This is a genomic window from Acidovorax sp. SRI_002 (assembly GCF_057586455.1).
In genome coordinates, this window is record NZ_JBYCZW010000004.1 from 37,367 (window position 1) to 57,812 (window position 20,446).

Sequence of the window (20,446 nt, forward strand, 5' to 3'; positions counted from 1 at the left end):
ACAGAACGCAGCCTACCGCCCCAGGCTGACTCAAACCCTTCGGCGGCGACTCTGCTTGATACGGTACATCGCCGCGTCGGCGCTGGCCAGCAGCGTGTGCGCGTCGTGCGCGTCGCGCGGGAACAGACTCACGCCGATGCTGGCTCGCACCGGGAAGGGCTGGCCTTCGATGTCGAGCGGAGACTCGAAGGCCTGCTCCAGCTTGGCAGCGATCTGCAGGGCCGCATCTTCGGAGTCCACGTTCTCGCACAACACGGTGAATTCGTCGCCCGCAAGCCGGGCCACGGTGTCGGCCTGGCGCACGGCGCCTACGATGGTGCGGGCCACGGCCTGCAACACCAGGTCGCCCACGGCGTGCCCCCGCCCGTCATTGATGGCCTTGAAGTCATCCAGGTCCACAAACAGCAGCGCGCAGTCACGCCCGCTGCGGCGCGACAGCTCCAGCGCCTGCGCCAGGCGCTGCTCGAACATGCGTCGGTTGGGCAGGCCGGTGAGTGCGTCGTGGTGTGCCAGGTGGGCCATGGCATCGCGGCGGGCGTTGAGTTCGGTCATCTGGCGCAGGATCTGCTGCTCCATGTCTTGAAAGCTGCGCGCCAGCTCACCCACCTCGTCCTCGCGATCCACCGGCAGCACGCCGTGGGGACGGCCCTGCGGCAGTGCCTGCGTGGCGCGCACCATGGCTTTGAGGGGCAGGGTGACCACGCGTGAAACCAACGCCGCCAGCACCACCCCCACGGCACTCAGCACCAGCAGGATCTTGAGGATGCTGTTGCCCAGGTTCACCACCTCGCCCTGGACCGCCGCCAGTGGTTGCGAGAGCCCCACCACCATGAACCGCTTTTCCTCCTCGCGCCCGAAGGGCATGCGCACGAACGAGAAGACGCGGGCCTCTTCGTCGTCAGTGCCCGGCAGGCTGAGCACCACCTCTTCCTGGTGGCCCCCGACCAGTGCGGCCACGGGCGCAAAGCTGTCCTGGATCAGGATGCGCTGGCCCCGGTCGAACCCGAAGGTCTGGCTGGCGTCCGGGTGCACCAGAAAATCGCCCCAGCGGTTGCTGAGGAAGAAACCATAAGGAGCGGGCAGCGCTGTGTTGAAGCTACGCAGGAAATGCTGCGCCGCCACACGCACCACCACCACGCCACGCACCTGGCCCCCCCGCACCACGGGCGAAGCCATGCTGAATACGGGCAGCGGCTCGGCATCGGCTGCGCCTTCGTGGTTGATGCCGAACTCCGACACATAGACCTCGCCCGGCGCCAACGCCAGGGTTTCGAACACAAAGGGGAAGTGGGCCTTCTCCTGCAGCTCGTCCTCGCTGGCGCGGACCCACGCGTCGCCAGTCCGGTCGATGCGTACGAGTTCCAGGCCAAAGTCCTGCACGCCGATGAAGCGGATCTGCAGGTAGCTCGGGTGGGTGATCAAGCTGGCACGGAACACATCAGCCAGCACGTTCTTGTCCTGCTCTATGGCCGCCACACTGGCCAGAAAAGCCGTGTCGCGCGCCACGGTGCCAAAGCCGGCTTGCATGTGGCGCGCCAGCACCTGCGTGGTGGCCAGCAACGCCTGTTCGGCCCGCCCCTGCAGGCGCGCGCGGCTGGAATCAAAGGTGTAGTAACCCGCAAGAAGGGCCGCAAACACACTGAAGGACGCGAGCAGCATCCCCAGCCGCAGCGCAATGCCCCATTTCATGCGGGTTTTCATGGCTCAGAACCGGTTCGGTCGGTCGCCCGACAGGATGCGCTGCCACAGCTGCGCGCGGCGCGCCTCGTCCTCCACGGGCTCCAGCCACACAATGGCGCCTGCGGGGGCATCGCCCGACAGCGCGGGCGGCTCTTCGAGCGTGTTGGCCAGGCCCTGGCGCCGGGTCAGTTCGCGGCTGACGGAGGGGTCGAGCATGTAGTTGATCCACTCGGTGGCCAGCGCCACCTGGGTGGACCGGCGGGTGATGGCCCAGCAGTCCAGCCAGGCCAGCGCCCCTTCGCGCGGTACCACGTAGCCCACATCCAGCCCCGCATCCCGCAACTGCTTGAGCTGCTGCTGGCCATAGTTGGCATGCATGACCGCAATGCGGTGTTTGCGAAACAGCTCCAGCGACTCTTCGGGAAGGCTGTAAAACGAGCGCACGTTGCGGCGCAGGGCCACCAGATCCCGCGCCAGCGGGCCAAACTGCGCGGCGGGGATATGGAACGGCGCCATCCCCCGGTACATTGCAGCCAGCGAAAAACCGTGGCTGCTGCCGTCAAATGCCAGCACGCGCCCGCGCCAGCGGGGGTCCCACAGCACGGCAATGGAGGCAGGCGGGGTAGTGATCTGCTGGCGGTCGTAGATCAGCCCCATCTCTGAATAGGTGTAGGGCATCGCATACACGTCCGAACCCTGCGCAATGCCAGCGATGGCATGCAGTTGCCGAAAGCGCGGAAGCTGCCGCTCGGTGTTGGGGATGTTGTGCACGGGCAACGGTGCGAGCAGCCGGCGGGCCACCAGCCGCGCAATTTCGGCCGTATTGGCGGCCACCAGATCAAAACCGGCTCCCTGAGGGTTGGCCAGCTTGGCACGCAGCACATCGTCAGAGGCGACGGTGGTGATCTCCACCTTGGCGCCATGGCGCTTCTCGAAAACCGCCACGATATCGGGATCGGCATACCCGGGCCAGGACAGCACACGCAGCACCGGCGCCGCCTGTGCGGGCGTGGGCCACAGGCCTGTTGCCACCAGCGGCAGCAGCGCAGCCACATCCCGGCGCCGCAGCATGTGCTGCGCCGGGGTGCCTGCCCCACCCACCGCCTGGTGCCGCAACGTGACTGCCATGCTGAAAGCCCCGCTTCTGCAATATCTGGTAACAAATAGTTTACGCGGACAATACGGGGTGTGACGATCCCACAGTCTTTCATTCAGGAGTTGCTTGCCCGCGTCGATGTGGTCGACATCGTGGGCCGCTACGTGCCATTGAAGAAAGGTGGCGCCAATTTCATGGGGCTGTGCCCCTTCCACGGCGAAAAATCCCCCTCGTTCAGCGTCAGCCCCGCCAAGCAGTTCTACCACTGCTTTGGTTGCGGGAAAAACGGCAATGCCATCAGTTTCCTCATGGAACACGCGGGTATGGGGTTTGTCGAGGCGGTACAGGATCTGGCCCAGCAGGTGGGCCTGCAGGTACCGGACGACGACATCTCCCCACAGGAAAAAGAGCGCGCCGCCGCCGCCCGCCAAAAGCAGGCCACGCTGACCGATGTGCTCGAAAAAGCCGCCGACGCCTACCGCCGCCACCTGCGCGAGTCACAACGCGCTATCGGCTACTTCAAAGGCCGTGGCGTCTCGGGCACCGTGGCCAAGCGCTATGGCCTGGGCTACGCACCGGAGGGCTGGCGCAGCCTGGCCAGCGTGTTCCCGCAATACGACGACCCGCTGCTGGAAGAGAGCGGGTTGGTCATCGTCAACGACGAAGATGGCGGCAAGCGCTATGACCGGTTTCGCGACCGGGTGATGTTCCCCATCCGCAACGTCAAGGGCGAATGCATCGGCTTTGGCGGGCGGGTGTTGGGCGATGACAAGCCCAAGTACCTCAACTCACCCGAAACCCCGGTGTTCCACAAGGGGCGCGAACTGTATGGCCTTTTCGAGGCGCGCACCGCCATCCGCGAGCACGGCTACGCGCTGGTGACCGAAGGCTACATGGACGTGGTAGCGCTGGCGCAGCTGGGCTTTCCGAATGCGGTGGCCACGCTGGGCACGGCCTGCACACCTGAACATGTGCAAAAGCTTCTGCGCTTCACGGAATCGGTGGTGTTCAGCTTCGATGGCGACGCGGCAGGTCGGCGCGCTGCGCGCAAGGCACTCGACGGCGCCCTGCCCCACGCCACGGACACGCGCAGCATCAAATTCCTCTTCTTGCCTGCAGAGCATGACCCCGACAGCTTCATCCGCGCCAACGGCACGGACGCTTTTGCCCGGCACGTGAGCGAGGCCGTGCCGCTCAGCCGCTTCCTGGTTGAATCAGCAAGTGATGGCTGCGATCTGGCCACCGCCGAGGGCCGCGCCCACATGGCCAGCAACGCCCGCCCGCTGTGGACGGCCCTGCCCGATGGCGTGCTCAAGCGCCAGGTGCTCAGCGATCTGGCGGACCTGACCCAGCTCAAGGCCCAGGACCTGGCCGACCTGTGGGGCCAGGCCACGTCGCGCGAGGCACCCCGGTCCTCCCACTCTGGCTACTCTGGCCACCCTGGCGCAGGCAGTGCGCCAGCCCGGCAGGCCCCGGCGGCCTACGATCACGAACCGCCGTCCTGGGACGCCCCGCCCGATGCCGGAGCGTGGCCGCCCCAAGGGGAACCGGCCGGAGGATATCCAGGCAGCTATGGCAATGGCAGCGGCTACGGCAACAACAGGCCCGCATTCCGCAAGGGTGGCGACTGGAAGAGCAACTGGAAGAAAAAGGACAAGGACTCCCCCTGGCCACCCCAGCCCCGCCTGCCACGCACCCCCACGGCCAGCCGCGCGGACCATGCTGCGCGCCTGCTGCTGTCGCACATGGCGTTTTTGGAGGAGCTGACCCACGACGACCACACCACCCTGTGCGCGCAGCCCGCCCCCCACGGCCCGCTGTTCAGCTGGCTGGAAGCGCAGTTTCATGAACATGGCCCCTTGGCCTGGGCTGTGCTGCGCGAAAGCCTGCGCGAGCACGAATGCGAAGCGCTGGCCGTCAAGGTGATGACGGGCTCGCACGCCCAGACCGAAGGCGCAATGCAGGAGCTGCGACTGGAACTGCGCGATCTGCTCAACCGCATGCAGATTGAGGACATCGAGGCACAGCAAAAGCTATTGATGCTCCAAGCGGCTGATGACCCGACGGCCCTGGAGCGTTACCGCGGCTTGGAACAAAAGCGCAGGGTTTTACTCGGCGTGGCTGCAAAGGCGGCTTGAAATCAGCGCCAAAGGTATAATGTAGGGTTAGTTATTGGCAAGAGCGACAGCAGCACCTCCGAGCCGGACCACCGTGACAAACGCGCACAACCGTCCAACCATCGCAAGGACTGCACACCAAATGATCGCCCAGACATCTTGCCCCTGAGGGCCTCCCCTCAAAGCGCAAAGCCCTCGTAGCTTTGCGTTGCCACCCGCGCCGGGACCTGAGGCGCTTGCGTTTTCTTTGTGTCCGTTTTTGATCCTGAGGTTGTTCCATGCCCGCTCAAAAGTCCGCGAAGCCACTCAAGTCTGCTCCAGGTACCGCCGCAAAGGCTGCCACCAAAACCGCTGCCAAAGCCCCGGCCAAGGCTGCTTCTCCAAAAGCTGCCGCCGCGCCCGCCCCGGTTGCCAAGAAAGTGAAAACTGTGCCTGTGAAAAGTTCTGCCGAGCTGACCAAAGCTGCCGATGAATTGCTGAAGAAAAAGCCTGCCCGCGCCAAGGCTGCAGCATCCGACGACGAAGAAACCCCGAAGAAGCGCCCAGGCCGCCCTGCCAAGGCCGCTGGTGCCGCCGAAGCCAAAGCCCCCGCCAAGCGCGGACGCAAGCCCAAGGCTGCGGCCGCTGGCGACGAAGGCGGTGACGACACCGACCTGTCCGACATCGAGGCCGACCTGGAAGGTGAAGTCGAAGAAACCACCGAAACCGCAGCCACGGTTGAGAAGGTCAAGCCGCTGCGCATGAAGATCAGCAAGGCGAAGGAACGCGCCTTGATGAAGGAATTCGGCCTGGACGAAACCGTCCTGTCCGAAGAGGACATGGCCAAGCGCCGTGCGCGCCTGAAGGCCCTGATCAAGCTGGGCAAGACGCGCGGCTACCTCACCCACGTTGAAATCAACGACCACTTGCCCGACAAGCTGGTCGATGCCGAAACCCTCGAAGCCGTCATCACCACGCTGAACGACCTGGGTGTGGCGGTGTACGAGCAGACGCCCGACGCTGAGGCGCTGATCATCACGGACAACGCCCCCGCAGGCGCCACCGAAGAAGAAGCCGAGGAAGCCGCTGAAGCCGCGCTGTCCACGGTGGACTCGGAGTTCGGCCGCACCACAGACCCGGTTCGCATGTACATGCGCGAAATGGGCACCGTGGAGCTGCTGACCCGCGAAGGCGAAATCGAAATCGCCAAGCGCATCGAAGGCGGCTTGATGGCCATGATGGAGGCGATCAGCGCATCGCCCGCCACCATCGCCGAGATCCTGAATATGGGCGAAGACATCCGCGAAGGCAAGGTCGTGATCTCGACCATCGTGGACGGCTTCTCCAACCCCAACGAGGCCGACGACTATGTGGCCGAAGAAGACTTCGACGAATTCGACGAAGCCGATGACGACGACGGCAAGGGCGGCTCCAAGGCGCTGACCAAGAAGCTCGAAGAGCTCAAGAAGCAGGCGCTGGAGCGCTTTGACAAGCTGCGCGAGCTGTTCGAGAAGGTCCACAAGGTGTACGACAAGGAAGGCTATGGCACCCCTGCGTACGTAAAGGCCCAGCAGGCCCTGTCGGCCGAGCTGATGACCATCCGCTTCACCGCCAAGACCATCGAGAAGCTGTGCGACATGGTGCGTGGCCAGGTGGACGATGTGCGCAAGAAGGAACGCGAGCTGCGCCGCATCATCGTGGACAAGTGCGGCATGCCCCAAGAGACGTTCATCAAGGACTTCCCGCCCAACCTGCTGAACCTGCAGTGGGTCGAAAAGCAGGCCACTGCTGGCAAGCCCTGGTCGGCCGTGATTGCGCGCAACATCCCGCCCATCCAGGACCTGCAGCAAAAGCTGATGGACCTGCAGTCGCGCGTGGTCGTGCCACTGGCCGAGCTCAAGGGCATCAACAAGCGCATGAACGAAGGTGAAGCCACCTCGCGCGATGCCAAGAAGGAAATGATCGAGGCCAACCTGCGCCTCGTGATCTCGATTGCCAAGAAGTACACGAACCGTGGCCTGCAGTTCCTCGATCTGATCCAGGAAGGCAACATCGGCCTGATGAAGGCGGTGGACAAGTTCGAATACCGCCGGGGCTACAAGTTCTCGACGTATGCCACCTGGTGGATTCGCCAGGCCATCACCCGCTCGATTGCCGATCAGGCGCGCACCATCCGTATCCCGGTGCACATGATCGAGACGATCAACAAGATGAACCGCATCAGCCGCCAGCACTTGCAAGAGTTTGGTTTTGAGCCCGATGCGTCCATCCTGGCGGCCAAGATGGAAATCCCCGAAGACAAGATCCGCAAGATCATGAAGATCGCCAAAGAGCCGATCTCCATGGAAACGCCGATCGGGGACGACGACGACAGCCACCTGGGCGACTTCATCGAAGACGGCGCCAACACCGCGCCCATCGAAGCCGCCATGCAGGCCGGCCTGCGCGACGTGGTCAAGGACATCCTGGATGGCCTGACCCCGCGCGAAGCCAAGGTGCTGCGCATGCGCTTCGGTATCGAGATGACCAGCGACCACACGCTGGAAGAAGTGGGCAAGCAATTCGACGTGACCCGCGAGCGCATTCGCCAAATAGAAGCCAAGGCGCTGCGCAAGCTCAAGCACCCCAGCCGCTCGGACAAGCTGCGCAGCTTCATCGACTCGCTGTAATCCCTGCCCAGCCAGCGGCACACTGAACCCCAGCATTCGTTCAGCACAACGCCCTGCCCCGCAATTGCGGCGCAGGGCGTTTTTCATGGCCAATCCGTTGCGCAAGGCCCAGCGCGTTTACCCTGATACTCCCGACAGCAGACTGACAGCTTGGATGGTGACCATTGCCACCACGTCCAATCAAAAATTGGGAGACTTCCCTGCAGCGTTGCAAGCCGCCCTCTTGCGGCGAGGCTGCGCAGAGAAGCCGACCCTGCTGTCCGGTTGCGTGAAGGACATGCTTTTCACCCCCGCGTTTTCACGAGGTACCCCATGACCCCCCTCAGCCGCCGCAAGGCACTCGCACATGCTGCACTCGCCGCTACGGCGTGGACCGCTTTGACCCCGGCCGCATGGGCGCAAGCCAGCGCCACGGCAGCCCGCCCCACCGCCCCCAAGGCCCCCAAACTGGCGGGCACACTGCGCATCGTGATCCCGGCCAACCCCGGGGGCGGCTGGGACCAGACGGGCCGCGCGCTGGGAGTGGCCCTGGCTGCGGTGGGCGCGGCGGACCAGATCGAGTACGAGAACATTGGCGGCAAGGGCGGCACCATCGGCCTGGCCAAATACGCCGAAAAATACGGCAACGACCCCAACACCCTGCTGATGGGCGGCATGGTGATGGTGGGTGCCGTGGCGCTGCAAAAGCCCGCCGTCGACATGAGCCACATCCAGCCCATTGCCCGGCTCACCAGCGATTACCTGGTGGCAGCGGTAGCCGCCAAATCCCCTATCAAGAACACCAAGGACCTGGCCGATGCCATGCGCGCCGACCTGCGTGCCCTGCCGGTGGCGGGGGGCTCGGCCGGTGGGGTGGACCACATCTTCGCCGGGGTGCTGGCCCGTGCCTCCAAGGCCAAGCCGGAAGACCTGGTCTACAAACCCTTCCCCGGTGGCTCTGAAGTGGTGGACGCCCTGGTGTCGGGCAACGCGGCGGTGGGGCTGTCGGGCTACAGCGAATTCAGTGATGCGATAGCCGCAGGCAAACTGCGCGCCATCGGCGTGTCGTCCCGCCGCAGCGCCTTCGGCCTGCCCGCCTTCCGCGAGCAGGGGCTGGATGCCACCATGGCCAACTGGCGGGGCGTGTTCACCGGCAAAGGGGTGCCCAGCGCCCGCATGGCCGAGATGCTGGCCGCCGTGGAGGCCGCCACCGCCCATGAATCCTGGCTGCGCACGCTCAAAAGCAATCGCTGGGAACCCTCTTGGCTGACAGGCAAGGATTTGGCAGAGTTCATGGAACTGGACCTCACCACGGCACGGGTGATGGTGTACCTGCTCAAGCTGAAGGCATGAAGTGCAACAAGGCCTCTGTGCGGCTGCGGGGCGCCACCCTCGGGCCATACCGGTTTCAGGTTGCAGGCGACGTGCAGCAAGATGGAAAACCGAGATCAACCTTGGGAGCTGACCGATGAAAATGTCCAACCACTCCATCGGCGCACGCATGGCCACCGCACTGGGCCTGGTGCTCGCGCTCCTGCTGGGCGCTGCCCTGTTCGGCATTGCGGCCCTGTACAGCAGCCTGGGCACCTACGAGACCACGGTGCAGGAACGCGTGGCCCAGGAACGTGCGGTGAGCCGCATGGAAAACGAGTTCAAGACCCAGGTGCAGGAGTGGAAGAACACCCTGCTGCGGGGTGAGGATTCGCGCAAGCGCGAACTGCACTGGGCAGCGTTCCAGGCCAGTGAAAAGCGGGTGGCCGACGCCGCCAAGGCGCTGGAGCCGCAACTGACCGATGCGCAGGAAAAGGCAGCGCTGCAGAAATTCACCCAAGCCCACGCGCAGATGGCACAGGGCTACCGCAAGGGTTTTGAGGTGTTCCAGTCGCTCGGTTTTGTGCCCTCTGCGGGTGACGCGGACGTGGCCGACATCGACCAGGGCCCGGCCAAGCTGCTCACCGCACTGAGCGAGCAGGTGGCCGCCAGCAGCGCGACCATTGCAGAGCAGGCGGCCCTGAGCGCGCGGCGTGCGCTCATCAGCAGCCTGGTAGCGCTGGCACTGGTCACGGCCCTGGGCGGCTGTGCGGGCTGGCTGCTCACACGCTCGGTAGTGCGCCCGCTGCGGGTGGCGGTCTCGGTGGCCAACAAGGTGGCGGCCGGCGATCTGACCACCACCATCGAGGTCGATGGCAAGGACGAACCCGCGCGGCTGCTGGAAGCCCTGCGCACCATGCAGGAGAACCTGGAAAACGTGGTGTCGGGCGTGCGCAGCAACGCCGAGGGCGTGGCCAGTGCCAGCGCCGAAATTGCCCAAGGCAATGTGGACCTGAGCATGCGTACCGAAGAGCAGGCCTCGTCGCTGGACGAAACCACCTCTTCGATGCAGCAGCTGCAGGCCACCGTGCAGCAAAACGCCTCCAACGCCCAACGTGCCAGCGAGCTGGCCAAGAGCGGCGCATCGGTGGCCCAGCGCGGTGGCGACGTGGTAACGCAGATGGTGACGGTGGTTCAGGGCATTCAAGACAGCTCACGCCGCATTTCCGACATCATCGGCGTCATCGACAGCATCGCGTTTCAGACCAACATCCTGGCGCTCAATGCTGCCGTGGAAGCAGCACGCGCCGGCGAGCAAGGACGCGGCTTTGCCGTGGTGGCCAGCGAGGTGCGCAACCTGGCCACCCGCAGTGCCAGCGCCGCGCGCGAGATCAAGGCGCTGATCCAGACCAGCGTGGAGCGCGTGCAGGCCGGCTCTGACCTCGCCCGCAACGCGGGCAGCACCATGGGTGAAGTCGTCTCGTCCATCCAGGGCGTGAGCGCGCTCATGGACGAAATCAGCCAGGCGAGCGCGGCCCAGACCTCCGACATGCTGCGCGTCACCCAGGCCATCGTGCGAATGGATGAAACCACCCAGCAAAACGCTGCCCTGGTGGAAGAAAGCGCCGCCGCCGCCGGCAGTCTGAGCGGCCAGGCCCGCCAGCTGGTGGAGGCCGTGGAGGTGTTCCGCCTGCGCCACCAGCAGCCGCAGCTTCAGAACCTTCACCACCACCCGGCAGGGCAGCGCGCCCTGACGGCACCGCAGGGCTGATGAATAGCTATAAAAAACATAGCTACCAGCGCTTGTCACATAAGCGCTAGCGTCCAAAAATATTCAAATTGCGGCTCGGCCGAACGCAGCCTGACCCGGCAGACGACCTCATGCGGGGCGACGGCGCGTTACGCCCTTCGGGCAACCGCACCCCACACGGCAGCCCCGCGTCAATCCATCGTCACGTTGGCGTTTTTCACGACCTGCGCCATGCGCGCCACCTCGGATCGAAAGAACGCGGCTGCTGGCTCCGGAGGGGTGAGCTTGATTTCGTAGCCCTGGGCGATGAGCGCATCGCGCGCCTCGGGCATTTCCATCGCGGCTTTGAAGGCGGCATACAGGCGTTGCAGCTCGGCCTTGGGCAGGCCGGCAGGCCCCACCGGGGCGATCCAGCCGTCGAGCTCGTAGCCCGGCAAGCCCTGCTCCGCAATGGTGGGCACACCGGGCAACGACGGCACGCGGCTGGCCGTGGTCACGCCCAGGGCGCGCAACGCTCCCGACTTGATGTGCGCTGCCGCAGGCGCTACCGCCACCACGGCCAGCTGCACCTGGCCGCCCAGCACATCGTTCATGAGCGGGCCCATGCCCTTGTAGGGAATGTGCTGGATCGACACCTTGGCCTGGTCCACGAACATGGCTGCGGCCAGGTGCAGGATGGTGCCGTTGCCCGACGAGCCGTAGTTGAGGACGCCGGGTTTGGCCCTGGCCAGCGCGATCAGCTCCTGCACGGTCTTGACGGGCACCGAGGGGTGGGCCACCAGCACGAAGGGCGTGGCGCCAATGATGGTGATAGGCGTGATGTCGGCGAGCGAGTCGAACGGAATGTTCTTGTACACGCTGGGGTTGACCACGTGGTTGTTGGACACCACGCCGATCACCGAGCCGTCCTTGGGCGCCCGCACGATCTGCGTGGTGCCGGTGATGCCGCCCGCGCCCGGCAGGTTCTCGATGACCACGGGCTGGCCCAGCGCCTTGGCCAGGCTGGTGCTGATGGCACGGATGGCGCCGTCGGCCCCCGAGCCCGCCGACAGCGGCAGGATCACGCGCAGCGGCTTGCCATCACCCTGGGCACGGGCCAGGCGGGGCAGGCCCCAGGCCACAGCCCCCAGCGCGGCGGCGCCGGTGGCGAGGGCCTGGCGGCGCGTGAGCACGCTGCGGGCGGCAGGCGTGTCGTGGGGTGAAGCGGGGGCAGTGGTGGTGCGTGGCATGGGTTTGTCTCCGGTCGTGGTCAGGGAACCCTGGGCGGTGGTCTGCGCCACATTGCTATGCCCGGGGATGGTTTCAAAAAATCAGGCGATGGCCCCGGCGGCGTGCAACGCCGCCACCTCATCGGCCGTGTAGCCCAGGCCCTGCAGCAGCTCGGCCGTGTGCTGGCCCAGGCGGGGCGGGTCGCAGCGCACATCGAGCCGCTGGCCGTCCATACGCAGCGGCATCAGCGTGATCTGCGCGGTCTGCCCGGCACGTTCGCCATCGGGCAGCGTGATGTCTGCCAGTCCGCCCGTGGCTTGCAGGTGCGGGTCGTCAAACAGTTCTTCGGGCCGGCGGATGGGTGCAAACGGCAGGCCGTGGCGTTCGAAGATCGCGGCCAGTTCGTCGGCCGTGTGCTGCGCCAGCCGCTCGCGCAGCACGGGCATCAGCGTGGGGCGGGCGCGTACGCGGTCGTTGTTGGTGGCCAGGCCGGTGTCGGCCTTCAGGTCGGCATAGCCCATGGCGTCGCAAAAGGTCTGCCACTGCGCGTCGCTCACGGCGGCCAAAAAGATCTGTCCGCCGTCCTTCACGCTGAACACGTCGTACACGGCCCAGGACGAAATGCGGTCGGGCATGGGGGCCGCAGGTTTGCCGGTGACGGCGTACTGCATCATGTGCTGGCCGACCAGGAACACGTTGTTCTCGAACAGGGCCGAGTCCACCTCCTGCCCCCGCCCGGTGATGCCGCGCTGCATCAGCGCCGCCATCGCGCCAATCGCGCCGAACATGCCGCCCATGATGTCGTTCACGCTGCTGCCCGCGCGCAGCGGGTCGCCGGGGCGGCCAGTCATGTAGGCCAGGCCGCCCATCATCTGCACCACCTCGTCCAGCGCCGTGCGGTGCTCATACGGGCCGGGCAAAAAGCCGGTGTGGTTGACATAGATGAGGCGCGGGTTGAGCTGGCTCAGCGCGGCGTAGTCCAGGCCGTATTTGGTCATCACGCCGGGCTTGAAGTTCTGCGCCACCACATCGGCAGATGCCGCGAGCTTGCGCGCCGCCGCCAGGCCCTCGGGGCTGCGCAAGTCGAGCGCAATGCTCTTCTTGTTGCGGTTGAACATGGGGAAAAAGCCTGCGCCCGCGCCCAGCAGGTGGCGCGTGCGGTCGCCGTCCACCGGCTCGACCTTGATGACCTCGGCACCCAAGTCGGCCAGCACCATGCCGCAGGTGGGGCCCATGACCATGTGGGTGAACTCCACCACGCGCAGGCCTTCCAGCGGCAGGCGGGGGGATGGTGGGGTGGCGGGTGTGTCGTCGTTCATGTTCAGGGCGTTCCGAAAAGGGGTTCAGGCGGTTGCTGCTTCGTGCAGCGCGGCAGGTGCGGCATTCTGCGGCAGCCCTGCCTGCCACAGCGTGCCATGCAGGGTCTCGCCCGCCAGCCATCCGGCCACGCGCTGGCGCAGCGCGAGCAGCGCAGTCACATCGATGCCGGTGGCAACGCCCATGCGCTCCAGCATGAACACCAGGTCTTCGGTGGTGACATTGCCGCTGGCGCCCGGCGCGTGCGGGCAGCCGCCAATGCCGGCCAGGCAGGCGTCAAAGCGCGTGATGCCTGCCTGCCAGGCGGCAACCACATTGGCCAGGCCCATGCCGCGCGTGTCGTGGAAGTGCGCGCAGGCCAGGCGGTCGCCCACCAGCGCACGCGCTTTGCCAAACAGGCGGGCGACCGAGGCCGGGTCGGCATAGCCCACGGTGTCGGCCAGGCTCACGCGGTCGGCGCCCGCATCCAGCAGCGCTTGCATCAGGCGCAGCACCTCGCTCTCGGCTACCTCGCCCTGCAAGGTGCAACCAAAGGCCGTTCCCACGCCACCTTCGATCAATGTGCGGCTGCCGCTGGCATCGCGCAGCGCGCGGATGTGGGCCACCTCGGCCACCACCTCGTCGGGCGTCTTGCGCAGGTTGGCCAGGCTGTGGGCGTGGCTGGCAGACAAGGGCACCACCATCAAGTCAGCGCCCTGCTCCAGCGCGCGTTCGGCGCCTTTGTAGTTGGGCACGAGCACCGAGGCCACCAGGCCCGGCAGGGTTTTGGCGTGGGCCAGCACCTCGGCCGTATCGGCCAGCTGGGGCAGCAGCCGGGCGGGCACGAAGGAGCCCACCTCGATCTCGCGCTGGCCAGCGGCGTAGGCGGCGTTGATCCATTCGATCTTGTGCGCGGTGGAGACCACGGTGGCAATGCTTTGCAGGCCGTCGCGCAGACCCACTTCGCGGACGGTGGCACGCGCCGGGGTGGTGGAAGCGGTAGAGGGGGTAAGCACTGCGTTGTCTCCGGCGGGTGGTGTTCTGCCGTCGATTCTAGAAATTCCCAACAGAATCAGAAAATACATTTTGGAAGCCATATGATTCCAAACAGGAATATCAAACACCTGGAGACAAGCCCATGCGCGATCTGGACCTGCAGACCCTGCGCCTCTTTGCCGCCGTGTGCGAGCAGCGCAGCATCGCGCGCGTGGCCGAGCAGGAGTCCATCGTGGGCTCGGCCATCAGCAAGCGGCTGGCGCAGCTGGAAGACACCGTGGGCACGCCCCTGCTACTGCGCAAACGCCGTGGCGTGGTGCCCACCCCGGCGGGCGAAACCCTGCTGGAGCACGCGCGCACCATGCTGGCCAGCGTGGGCCAGATTGAACGCGACATGGCGGCCTATGCCACCGGCACGCGGGGCCATGTGCGCATGCTGGTCACGGCCTCGGTGATGGCCGAATCACTGGCAGACGACGTGGCCGCTTTTCTGCAAGATCCGGCGCACCGCGACATCCAGGTAAGCCTGGAGGAGCGCGTGAGCCCGGACGTCGTACAGGGCATCCGCGACGGCAGTGCCTCCATCGGCATCTGCTGGGACGCGGCCGACCTTACAGGCCTGGAAACCTGCGGCTACCGTACCGACCACCTGGCCGTGGTGGCCCATGCGCTGCACCCGGTGGCCCAGCACCAGAGCGTGCGTTTTGCCGACGTGCTGGACCATGAATTCGTCAGCATGCCCGCACTGAGCGCCGTGCAGGTGTTGCTGGCGCGCGCTGCGGCCGTGGAGGGAAAGATGCTGGCGCACCGGGTGCTGGTGTCCAACTTCGATGCGGCACTTCGGGTGGTGCGGGCCAACCTGGCCATCAGTGTCGTGCCGCGCGAAGTGGCCCTGCCTTTTGCCCAGACTGCGCCCATCCGGGTGGTTCCACTGAGCGACCCTTGGGCCCGGCGGCGCTTCGCCATCTGTTACCGCAGCGCCCAGATGCTGGCCCCGGCCGCACAGTTGCTGGTCAGCCATCTGGCAGGGCTGGGCCGTCAGGAATGACCGACTAGGAGCCTATCAGGTATGGCGAATGGACCGCAGCAGTCCATTTTTCGCTTTCGACGCTCTAAGTCCTACAGGCTCCTAGAACCGTGGCCCTACCGCAACAGTTTGACTTGTAACACAGGTTTTTCGGGGTGTAGCGCATGTGTGGTGTGCGTTCTGAGCTACCAAACTTGTAGCAAAATGGGTTCCGCGCTATAGTCTCAGCGCATCACCGGGCCCGGCATTCGCCCACCCGAATGAATATTTGATCCAACACTTGCGCGAGGAGAAGCGTCCATGAGCTCCAAAGAAAATGCCGCCATCAACCAGTTGTTCGAGCGGCTCGAATGCCGTTACGCACTGCGCGTGCTGTGGGCCCTGAAGGACGGTCACCCCCAGACCTTCCGCCTGCTGCAGGACAGCGTGGGGGGCATCACCCCCAACACACTCAACACCCGCATCAAGGAACTGCGCGAAGCCGGTTTTGTAGACCACGGCAGCGACGGCTACACCGTCACCCCCTCGGGCGCCGACCTGCTCAAGCGCCTGTCGGACGTGCAGGCCTTCGCCACCCGCTGGGTCGCTGGCCGCGCCAAAAAAGCCTGACGCCAAACAGCTCCCCTGCCCCACTCAGGGAAAAGCCCCGCCGGACCTCCGCGCGGGGCTTTCGTTAAAATGGGGGTCAAAAATGCTGCTAGCGCTTAACCATCAAGCGCCAATAGCTCTTTTTTTAATAGCAAACAAGGAATTTCACCCATGGCACTGACCACCACCGCATCCGGCCTGCAATACGAAGACACCACCGTGGGCGAAGGAGCCGAAGCCACCAAGGGCCAGAACGTGTCGGTGCACTACACCGGCTGGCTCTACAACAACGGCGAGCAAGGTGCCAAGTTCGACTCCAGCCGCGACCGCAACGACCCCTTCGAGTTCTCGCTGGGCGCGGGCATGGTCATCAAGGGCTGGGACGAAGGCGTGCAAGGCATGAAGATCGGTGGCCAGCGCACCTTGATCATTCCTGCCGCCCTCGGCTACGGTGCACGCGGCGCGGGCGGCGTGATTCCACCGAACGCCACGCTCAAGTTCGATGTGGAACTGCTGAAGGTCGGCCGCTGAGCGCTGCGCCCTGTGACGCTGACCCGTCCTGGAATAGGTTGACCCCTATGCGGGATTGAATCCCAGCCGCAATTGGCTTGCAAGAGACGCCCGGTGCATCGCATCGGGCGTTTTGTATTCTAGGGACAGGTGGGGCCGCTGCTCGTTGTATAGACGCACTGACTCGCTCACCATGGTCTTGGCCTGCTCAAGGTTTGCCGGGCGGTGCAGCAGGAATTCCATCTTCAGGATGCCGTTAACCCGTTCTGCCAAGGCATTCTGGTAGCAGTCGTAGCCATCGGTCATCGAGCACGTGATCTCATGGCGGTCATGGATGCGTTGGTACTCCGCCGAACAGTATTGGATGCCCCGATCAGAGTGGTGCACCAGCTTCTGGCTGGTCTGCCTGTTGCGCAGAGCCATTTTCAGCGCCTGGCTGACCTGAGCAGTCTCCAGCCCTTCATGTACATGCCAGCCCACGATCTTGCGGGAATAGGCATCCGTTACCAGGCTCAGGTAAGCCGGTTTTTCTTTGGTGGGCAGGTAGGTAATGTCTGCCACCCACAGCTGTTCGCAGCCGCTAGGTACCACCTTGGCTGCTGTGTCTTTAAGTAGGTTGGGATGGCGCCGGAAGCGATGGTGGCTGTTGGTGGTCTTGTGGTACGCCCGCTTGGGCAAGACCAGCATCCGTTCATGACGCAGGATGTCGAACAAGGCATCGCGGCCGAGCTTGATGCCCGCGTGCTGCAGCGGCTCCTTCAGAATAAAGTGCAGCTTGCGTGTGCCGATGCGCGGCTGGTGTCGCCGCTTCTCATCGACCATGGCCACTACGCTGGCCTGTTGTTCATCGCGCAGCCGTTGGCAGGCCAGGGCCTTGTAGTGCGCCTGCCGACTGATGCCCATGTACTGGCAAGCTCTCACAACGCTCAGCCCTTGGACGAGCTTTTCTTGGAGGACTTGCCAGCAGGCTTTTTTGTGATGGTTACCCCATGTTCGCGCTTGAGCACATGGATCACCGCCTCAAAGAACTGCGCTTTCTCCTGCGCCTGCTTCAGTTGCACCTCCAGCTCCTTGATGCGCTGCTCGGGTGTCAGCGGCTTGGATGGCTCTTGCATGGGTGTGGGTCCTTTGAAGCCCGATGATGCGGCCTTCCAGTCCTGGCGGCCATGCTTGCGCAGCCAGACCAGCACGGTCGAGGCACCCTGGATGCCATAGCGCTCCTGGGCTTGCCCGTACGTCAGCTCGCCTCTTTCTACCTGATCCACCACCGCCAGCTTAAAGGCCAGTGTGTAGTCCTTCTGCGTTCTCTTAACCCATTGATCCACTTGACTTTCCTTCCTGATGAACAGAAAGGTGTCAACCTCATTCAGGACGGGTCACGCACCAAACACAAAGCGGCCTGGGGCCGCTTTTTTTGTGCCAACACTTCACGCATGAACCTGGTGCGCCTCTCGGGGGAGAGGATCCGGGCGCCTCAATCAAAAAGCGCTTCGTCCAGCCGCTTGAATTTGGCGTCACCCACCGCCTCGCGGATCTTGGGTGCCAGCGCCGCCAGATCCTCGAAGCTGCCCGCCCCTTCCACCGCCAGATTCAACCGGAACCCACGCAGCCCCAGCCCCGCTGTCAGTTCGGTGGCGATCGGGTAGGCCGCCTGGTAACGCTCCTTGGGTGAGCGCCCGGAGCCCTCCAGCGGCGACGCCACCGTCCCCAGATCGGTGGCCGGTGCAGGCTCTGCCGTCGCATCATGCGGGGTGGCAAAAGCTGCAGGCAGAGACTGCCCCGGCAGCGGAGCCAGCAGTCCCTGCGCAATCATGGCCTGGACATCCTCCTGCGTGATCCCCATGGCTGCCGTGGCCGCCAGTATTTCGCCCGTAGAGCGCTTTCCGTCAAAAAGAATAAAAGCCGAGCGCTGGCGTGAGCTGAGGCTACCGCGCCGATCCTTGAGCGCTTCCTGCCCTGCCTGCGTTTTGACGAGAACCATGAATCTCCTTGAGCTGAACCATTGTGGTGTGACCGAAGCTCACCCCGACAGGTAAGCTTTTACGTCCCAGATTCTCACGTTTGCGCAGGCTTGGTAATCGGGGTTTACGCATAACCCATTAGCAGGCGCACGGGCAGGGCACTCCAGCCTGCCAACCCAAGTCCCCCTACATCTCGGACCGGATGCGCGGCAGCGCCGGGGCAGGCCGGGTCAGCCAGCTCACCACCACCGTCGCTACCAAGCCGGTGGGCACGCCAAACACCCCGGCCGAGACGGGCTGAATACCAAACCACAGCCCGTCTGCCAGCAGCCAGCTGGGCAGCGCGCGCATGGCGGGCACATGCGACAGCAGGTAGTACACCGCCACGCCAAGCCCTGCCAGCATGCCCGCCACCGCCCCCTGCCGCGTGGTGCCGCGCCAGAAGATGCCCAGCACCATCACCGGCACAAAGGCCGAAGCCGCCAACGAGAACGACGCCGACACCATCGGCAGAATCTCAGAGGGTTTGAGCGCCGCTACAAATGCTGCCGACAGGGCCACGGACAGCAAGGCAAACTTGCTCAGAATCACACGCTGCTCCGGCGACGCCTGGCGCTTTGCGTCCTGAAAATACAGGTCGCGCACCAGGGCGTTGCTGATGGTGAGCAGCAGCCCATCAGCGGTAGACAGCGCCGCCGCCAGCCCGCCAGCCGCCACCAGGCCCGACACCACATAGGGCAAGCCCCCCAGCTCCGGCGTGGCCAACATGATGAGGTCGGCCCCCAGCCGGATCTCTCCAAACTGCACGATGCCGTCAGCGTTCACGTCTTCCACCGACAACAGCGAGCTGTCCACCCGCGCCCATTGGGCCATCCAGGTGGGCAAAGCCTCGAAACTGCTGCCCACCAGGTTTTGCATGACCTCGAATTTCACCAGCACCGCCAACGCGGGCGCACTCAGGTACAGCAAGGCGATGAAAAACAGCGACCACGCCACCGATGCCCGCGCCGCCGACACCGTGGGCGAGGTGTAGTAGCGCGTGAGCAGGTGCGGCAAGCCTGCCGTGCCCACCATCAGGCAGAACATGAGTGCCAGGAAGTTGCGGCGCGTCAGCTCGTAGTCGCGTTGCTCGTCGGGCGTGCCCTGCGGGTCACCCACATACGCCTGGCTGTGCAGGGGCAAGCCGCCCAGGGGGCGCGCACGTTCGTAGTTCTCGCGCATTTCGCGGGTCCAGCGTTCGCGCGCCGCTGCGGCATCGCGCGGCAGGGCCGCCAGCTCGCGGCTGGCCGTGACGATCAAGCCTACATCGGCGTTCTGGGTGCGCAGCGCGCGAATGCGCTCCCGCCCTTTCTCGCGCTCACGCTCCAGGGCGCCTTCCACATCACGCAGCCGCGCCTCAAAATCCTGGGCGCGCCGCAGGTAGGTCTGCACCACCTGATGCTCTGCGGGGGAATCGAGCAGCTGCGCTTCCAGGTCGGCGATCTTGCTGATCTGCGCGCCATAGACTGCGGGCGCCAACGGGTTGCCCAATTGTTTGTACGCCAGCCAGGACACTGGGATCAGGAACGCCAGCAGCACCACCACATACTGCGCCACCTGCGTCCAGGTGATGGCGCGCATGCCACCGAGGAAGGAGCACAGCAGCACCCCGCCCAGGCCCAGCATGATGCCGATCTCGAACTGCACACCGGTCAGGCGCGAAGCGATCAGCCCCACACCGTAAATCTGCGCCACCACGTACGTGAACGAACAGAGCACCGCCGCCAGCGCCGCAATCACACGCGGCCACCGGCCGCCAAAACGCACATGGAAAAAATCGGGCACGGTGTACAGGCCCATGGCGCGCAGGTGCGGTGCGATCAGCATCGCCACCAGGCAAAAGCCTCCCGTCCACCCCAGCAGATAGGCCAGCCCCCCGGCCTGCCCCGGTGTGCCGGAAAAACCCTGCAGGTAAAGCGCCCCCGACAGACTGATGAACGATGCGGCACTCATCCAGTCTGCCGCTGCCGCCATGCCGTTGTACATGGGCGGAATGCGCCGACCCGCCACGTAGTATTCCTCGGGGTCGGTGGTACGGCCATAGACACCGATGCCCGCGTAGACCATCACCGTGAGGAAAAGAAAAATCGGCCCGATCCAGTGCCGCGAAAGCCCCTGGTGCTCTGCCCAGGTCATCAGCGCCAGAAAGGCCAGCACCCCGGTCACATACAGCGCCAGGATGCGGTGCAACCGCCACAGATAGGCCCGATCGGTGTCGGAAGAATTGTTTTCAGCCATG

Annotated in this window: 15 protein-coding genes; 7 read left to right on the forward strand and 8 right to left on the reverse strand. The window is 65.0% G+C overall.

The genetic code is table 11. The annotated features are described in order from the left end of the window. Positions 1–30: 30 nt before the first annotated feature. A complete protein-coding gene (locus tag AC2YJX_RS11495) occupies positions 31–1,701 on the reverse strand; it encodes a diguanylate cyclase domain-containing protein (RefSeq protein WP_487256121.1) in 1,671 nt (556 codons plus the stop codon). A gap of 3 nt (positions 1,702–1,704) precedes the next feature. Further along, positions 1,705–2,808 carry an ABC transporter substrate-binding protein gene (locus AC2YJX_RS11500; RefSeq protein ID WP_218301807.1) on the reverse strand — a complete coding sequence of 368 codons (1,104 nt, stop codon included), beginning with the start codon at positions 2,806–2,808 and terminating at the stop codon, positions 1,705–1,707. Positions 2,809–2,868: 60 nt separating this feature from the next. Between AC2YJX_RS11500 and dnaG the strand changes: the two genes are divergently transcribed. The 4 genes from dnaG (at position 2,869) to AC2YJX_RS11520 (ending at position 10,602) form a co-directional block, all read left to right on the forward strand. Further along, positions 2,869–4,914 carry a DNA primase gene (dnaG, locus tag AC2YJX_RS11505; protein ID WP_487256122.1) on the forward strand — a complete coding sequence of 682 codons (2,046 nt, stop codon included), beginning with the start codon at positions 2,869–2,871 and terminating at the stop codon, positions 4,912–4,914. Positions 4,915–5,171: 257 nt separating this feature from the next. Beyond that, a complete protein-coding gene (rpoD, locus tag AC2YJX_RS11510) occupies positions 5,172–7,541 on the forward strand; it encodes an RNA polymerase sigma factor RpoD (protein WP_228899644.1) in 2,370 nt (789 codons plus the stop codon). Positions 7,542–7,853: 312 nt separating this feature from the next. Further along, positions 7,854–8,873, forward strand: a complete 1,020-nt coding sequence (locus tag AC2YJX_RS11515; protein ID WP_055398679.1) for a Bug family tripartite tricarboxylate transporter substrate binding protein — start codon at positions 7,854–7,856, stop codon at positions 8,871–8,873. Between the two features lie 115 nt (positions 8,874–8,988). Then, a complete protein-coding gene (locus tag AC2YJX_RS11520; protein WP_233559230.1) occupies positions 8,989–10,602 on the forward strand; it encodes a methyl-accepting chemotaxis protein in 1,614 nt (537 codons plus the stop codon). Between the two features lie 170 nt (positions 10,603–10,772). On the opposite strand, the gene AC2YJX_RS11525 is transcribed toward AC2YJX_RS11520, so the two are convergent. The 3 genes from AC2YJX_RS11525 to AC2YJX_RS11535 form a co-directional block, all read right to left on the reverse strand. Continuing rightward, the gene (locus tag AC2YJX_RS11525) at positions 10,773–11,810 is read right to left on the reverse strand and encodes a tripartite tricarboxylate transporter substrate binding protein (RefSeq protein ID WP_487256123.1); all 1,038 of its coding nucleotides are present in this window, start codon (positions 11,808–11,810) and stop codon (positions 10,773–10,775) included. A gap of 81 nt (positions 11,811–11,891) precedes the next feature. Beyond that, positions 11,892–13,109, reverse strand: coding sequence for a CaiB/BaiF CoA transferase family protein (locus tag AC2YJX_RS11530; RefSeq protein WP_487256124.1), 1,218 nt, complete (start codon positions 13,107–13,109; stop codon positions 11,892–11,894). A 24-nt stretch (positions 13,110–13,133) separates the two neighbouring features. Continuing rightward, complete coding sequence (locus AC2YJX_RS11535) at positions 13,134–14,102, reverse strand: hydroxymethylglutaryl-CoA lyase (RefSeq protein ID WP_487256125.1); 969 nt, start codon at positions 14,100–14,102, stop codon at positions 13,134–13,136. A 122-nt stretch (positions 14,103–14,224) separates the two neighbouring features. Here AC2YJX_RS11535 and AC2YJX_RS11540 point away from each other — a divergent pair, with 122 nt between their 5' ends. The 3 genes from AC2YJX_RS11540 to AC2YJX_RS11550 all read left to right on the forward strand — a co-directional run bounded on the left by AC2YJX_RS11540 (position 14,225) and on the right by AC2YJX_RS11550 (position 16,228). Beyond that, positions 14,225–15,130 (forward strand): LysR family transcriptional regulator, encoded by a 906-nt coding sequence (locus AC2YJX_RS11540; RefSeq protein ID WP_055398682.1) that lies wholly within the window; start codon positions 14,225–14,227, stop codon positions 15,128–15,130. 279 nt (positions 15,131–15,409) lie between these two features. After that, the gene (locus AC2YJX_RS11545; RefSeq protein ID WP_010464095.1) at positions 15,410–15,718 is read left to right on the forward strand and encodes a winged helix-turn-helix transcriptional regulator; all 309 of its coding nucleotides are present in this window, start codon (positions 15,410–15,412) and stop codon (positions 15,716–15,718) included. A 150-nt stretch (positions 15,719–15,868) separates the two neighbouring features. Continuing rightward, positions 15,869–16,228 carry an FKBP-type peptidyl-prolyl cis-trans isomerase gene (locus tag AC2YJX_RS11550; protein WP_055398683.1) on the forward strand — a complete coding sequence of 120 codons (360 nt, stop codon included), beginning with the start codon at positions 15,869–15,871 and terminating at the stop codon, positions 16,226–16,228. 45 nt (positions 16,229–16,273) lie between these two features. Here AC2YJX_RS11550 and AC2YJX_RS11555 read toward each other — a convergent pair. The 3 genes from AC2YJX_RS11555 to AC2YJX_RS11565 all read right to left on the reverse strand — a co-directional run bounded on the left by AC2YJX_RS11555 (position 16,274) and on the right by AC2YJX_RS11565 (position 20,445). Then, positions 16,274–17,532, reverse strand: a protein-coding gene (locus AC2YJX_RS11555) for an IS3 family transposase (protein ID WP_238385630.1) whose coding sequence is annotated in 2 segments (ribosomal slippage) — positions 16,274–17,184 and positions 17,184–17,532 — 1,260 coding nt in all. Because the reading frame shifts where the segments join, the coding sequence is not laid out codon by codon here. 149 nt (positions 17,533–17,681) lie between these two features. Then, entirely contained in the window at positions 17,682–18,188 is a 507-nt protein-coding gene (locus AC2YJX_RS11560) for a hypothetical protein (protein ID WP_055398686.1), read from the reverse strand. 166 nt (positions 18,189–18,354) lie between these two features. Further along, positions 18,355–20,445: a VC_2705 family sodium/solute symporter gene (locus tag AC2YJX_RS11565; protein ID WP_121420625.1), complete on the reverse strand. Its 2,091-nt coding sequence runs from the start codon at positions 20,443–20,445 to the stop codon at positions 18,355–18,357. Between the last annotated feature and the right edge of the window lies 1 nt (position 20,446).

Bases quoted from the DNA above. Each gene is read 5' to 3' on its own strand.
- AC2YJX_RS11495 (WP_487256121.1), bottom strand. From the start codon at position 1,701: ATGAAAACCCGCATGAAATGGGGCATTGCGCTGCGGCTGGGGATGCTG.
- AC2YJX_RS11500 (WP_218301807.1), bottom strand. From the start codon at position 2,808: ATGGCAGTCACGTTGCGGCACCAGGCGGTGGGTGGGGCAGGCACCCCG.
- rpoD (WP_228899644.1), top strand. From the start codon at position 5,172: ATGCCCGCTCAAAAGTCCGCGAAGCCACTCAAGTCTGCTCCAGGTACC.
- AC2YJX_RS11515 (WP_055398679.1), top strand. From the start codon at position 7,854: ATGACCCCCCTCAGCCGCCGCAAGGCACTCGCACATGCTGCACTCGCC.
- AC2YJX_RS11520 (WP_233559230.1), top strand. From the start codon at position 8,989: ATGAAAATGTCCAACCACTCCATCGGCGCACGCATGGCCACCGCACTG.
- AC2YJX_RS11525 (WP_487256123.1), bottom strand. From the start codon at position 11,810: ATGCCACGCACCACCACTGCCCCCGCTTCACCCCACGACACGCCTGCC.
- AC2YJX_RS11530 (WP_487256124.1), bottom strand. From the start codon at position 13,109: ATGAACGACGACACACCCGCCACCCCACCATCCCCCCGCCTGCCGCTG.
- AC2YJX_RS11540 (WP_055398682.1), top strand. From the start codon at position 14,225: ATGCGCGATCTGGACCTGCAGACCCTGCGCCTCTTTGCCGCCGTGTGC.
- AC2YJX_RS11545 (WP_010464095.1), top strand. From the start codon at position 15,410: ATGAGCTCCAAAGAAAATGCCGCCATCAACCAGTTGTTCGAGCGGCTC.
- AC2YJX_RS11550 (WP_055398683.1), top strand. From the start codon at position 15,869: ATGGCACTGACCACCACCGCATCCGGCCTGCAATACGAAGACACCACC.
- AC2YJX_RS11560 (WP_055398686.1), bottom strand. From the start codon at position 18,188: ATGGTTCTCGTCAAAACGCAGGCAGGGCAGGAAGCGCTCAAGGATCGG.
- AC2YJX_RS11565 (WP_121420625.1), bottom strand. From the start codon at position 20,445: ATGGCTGAAAACAATTCTTCCGACACCGATCGGGCCTATCTGTGGCGG.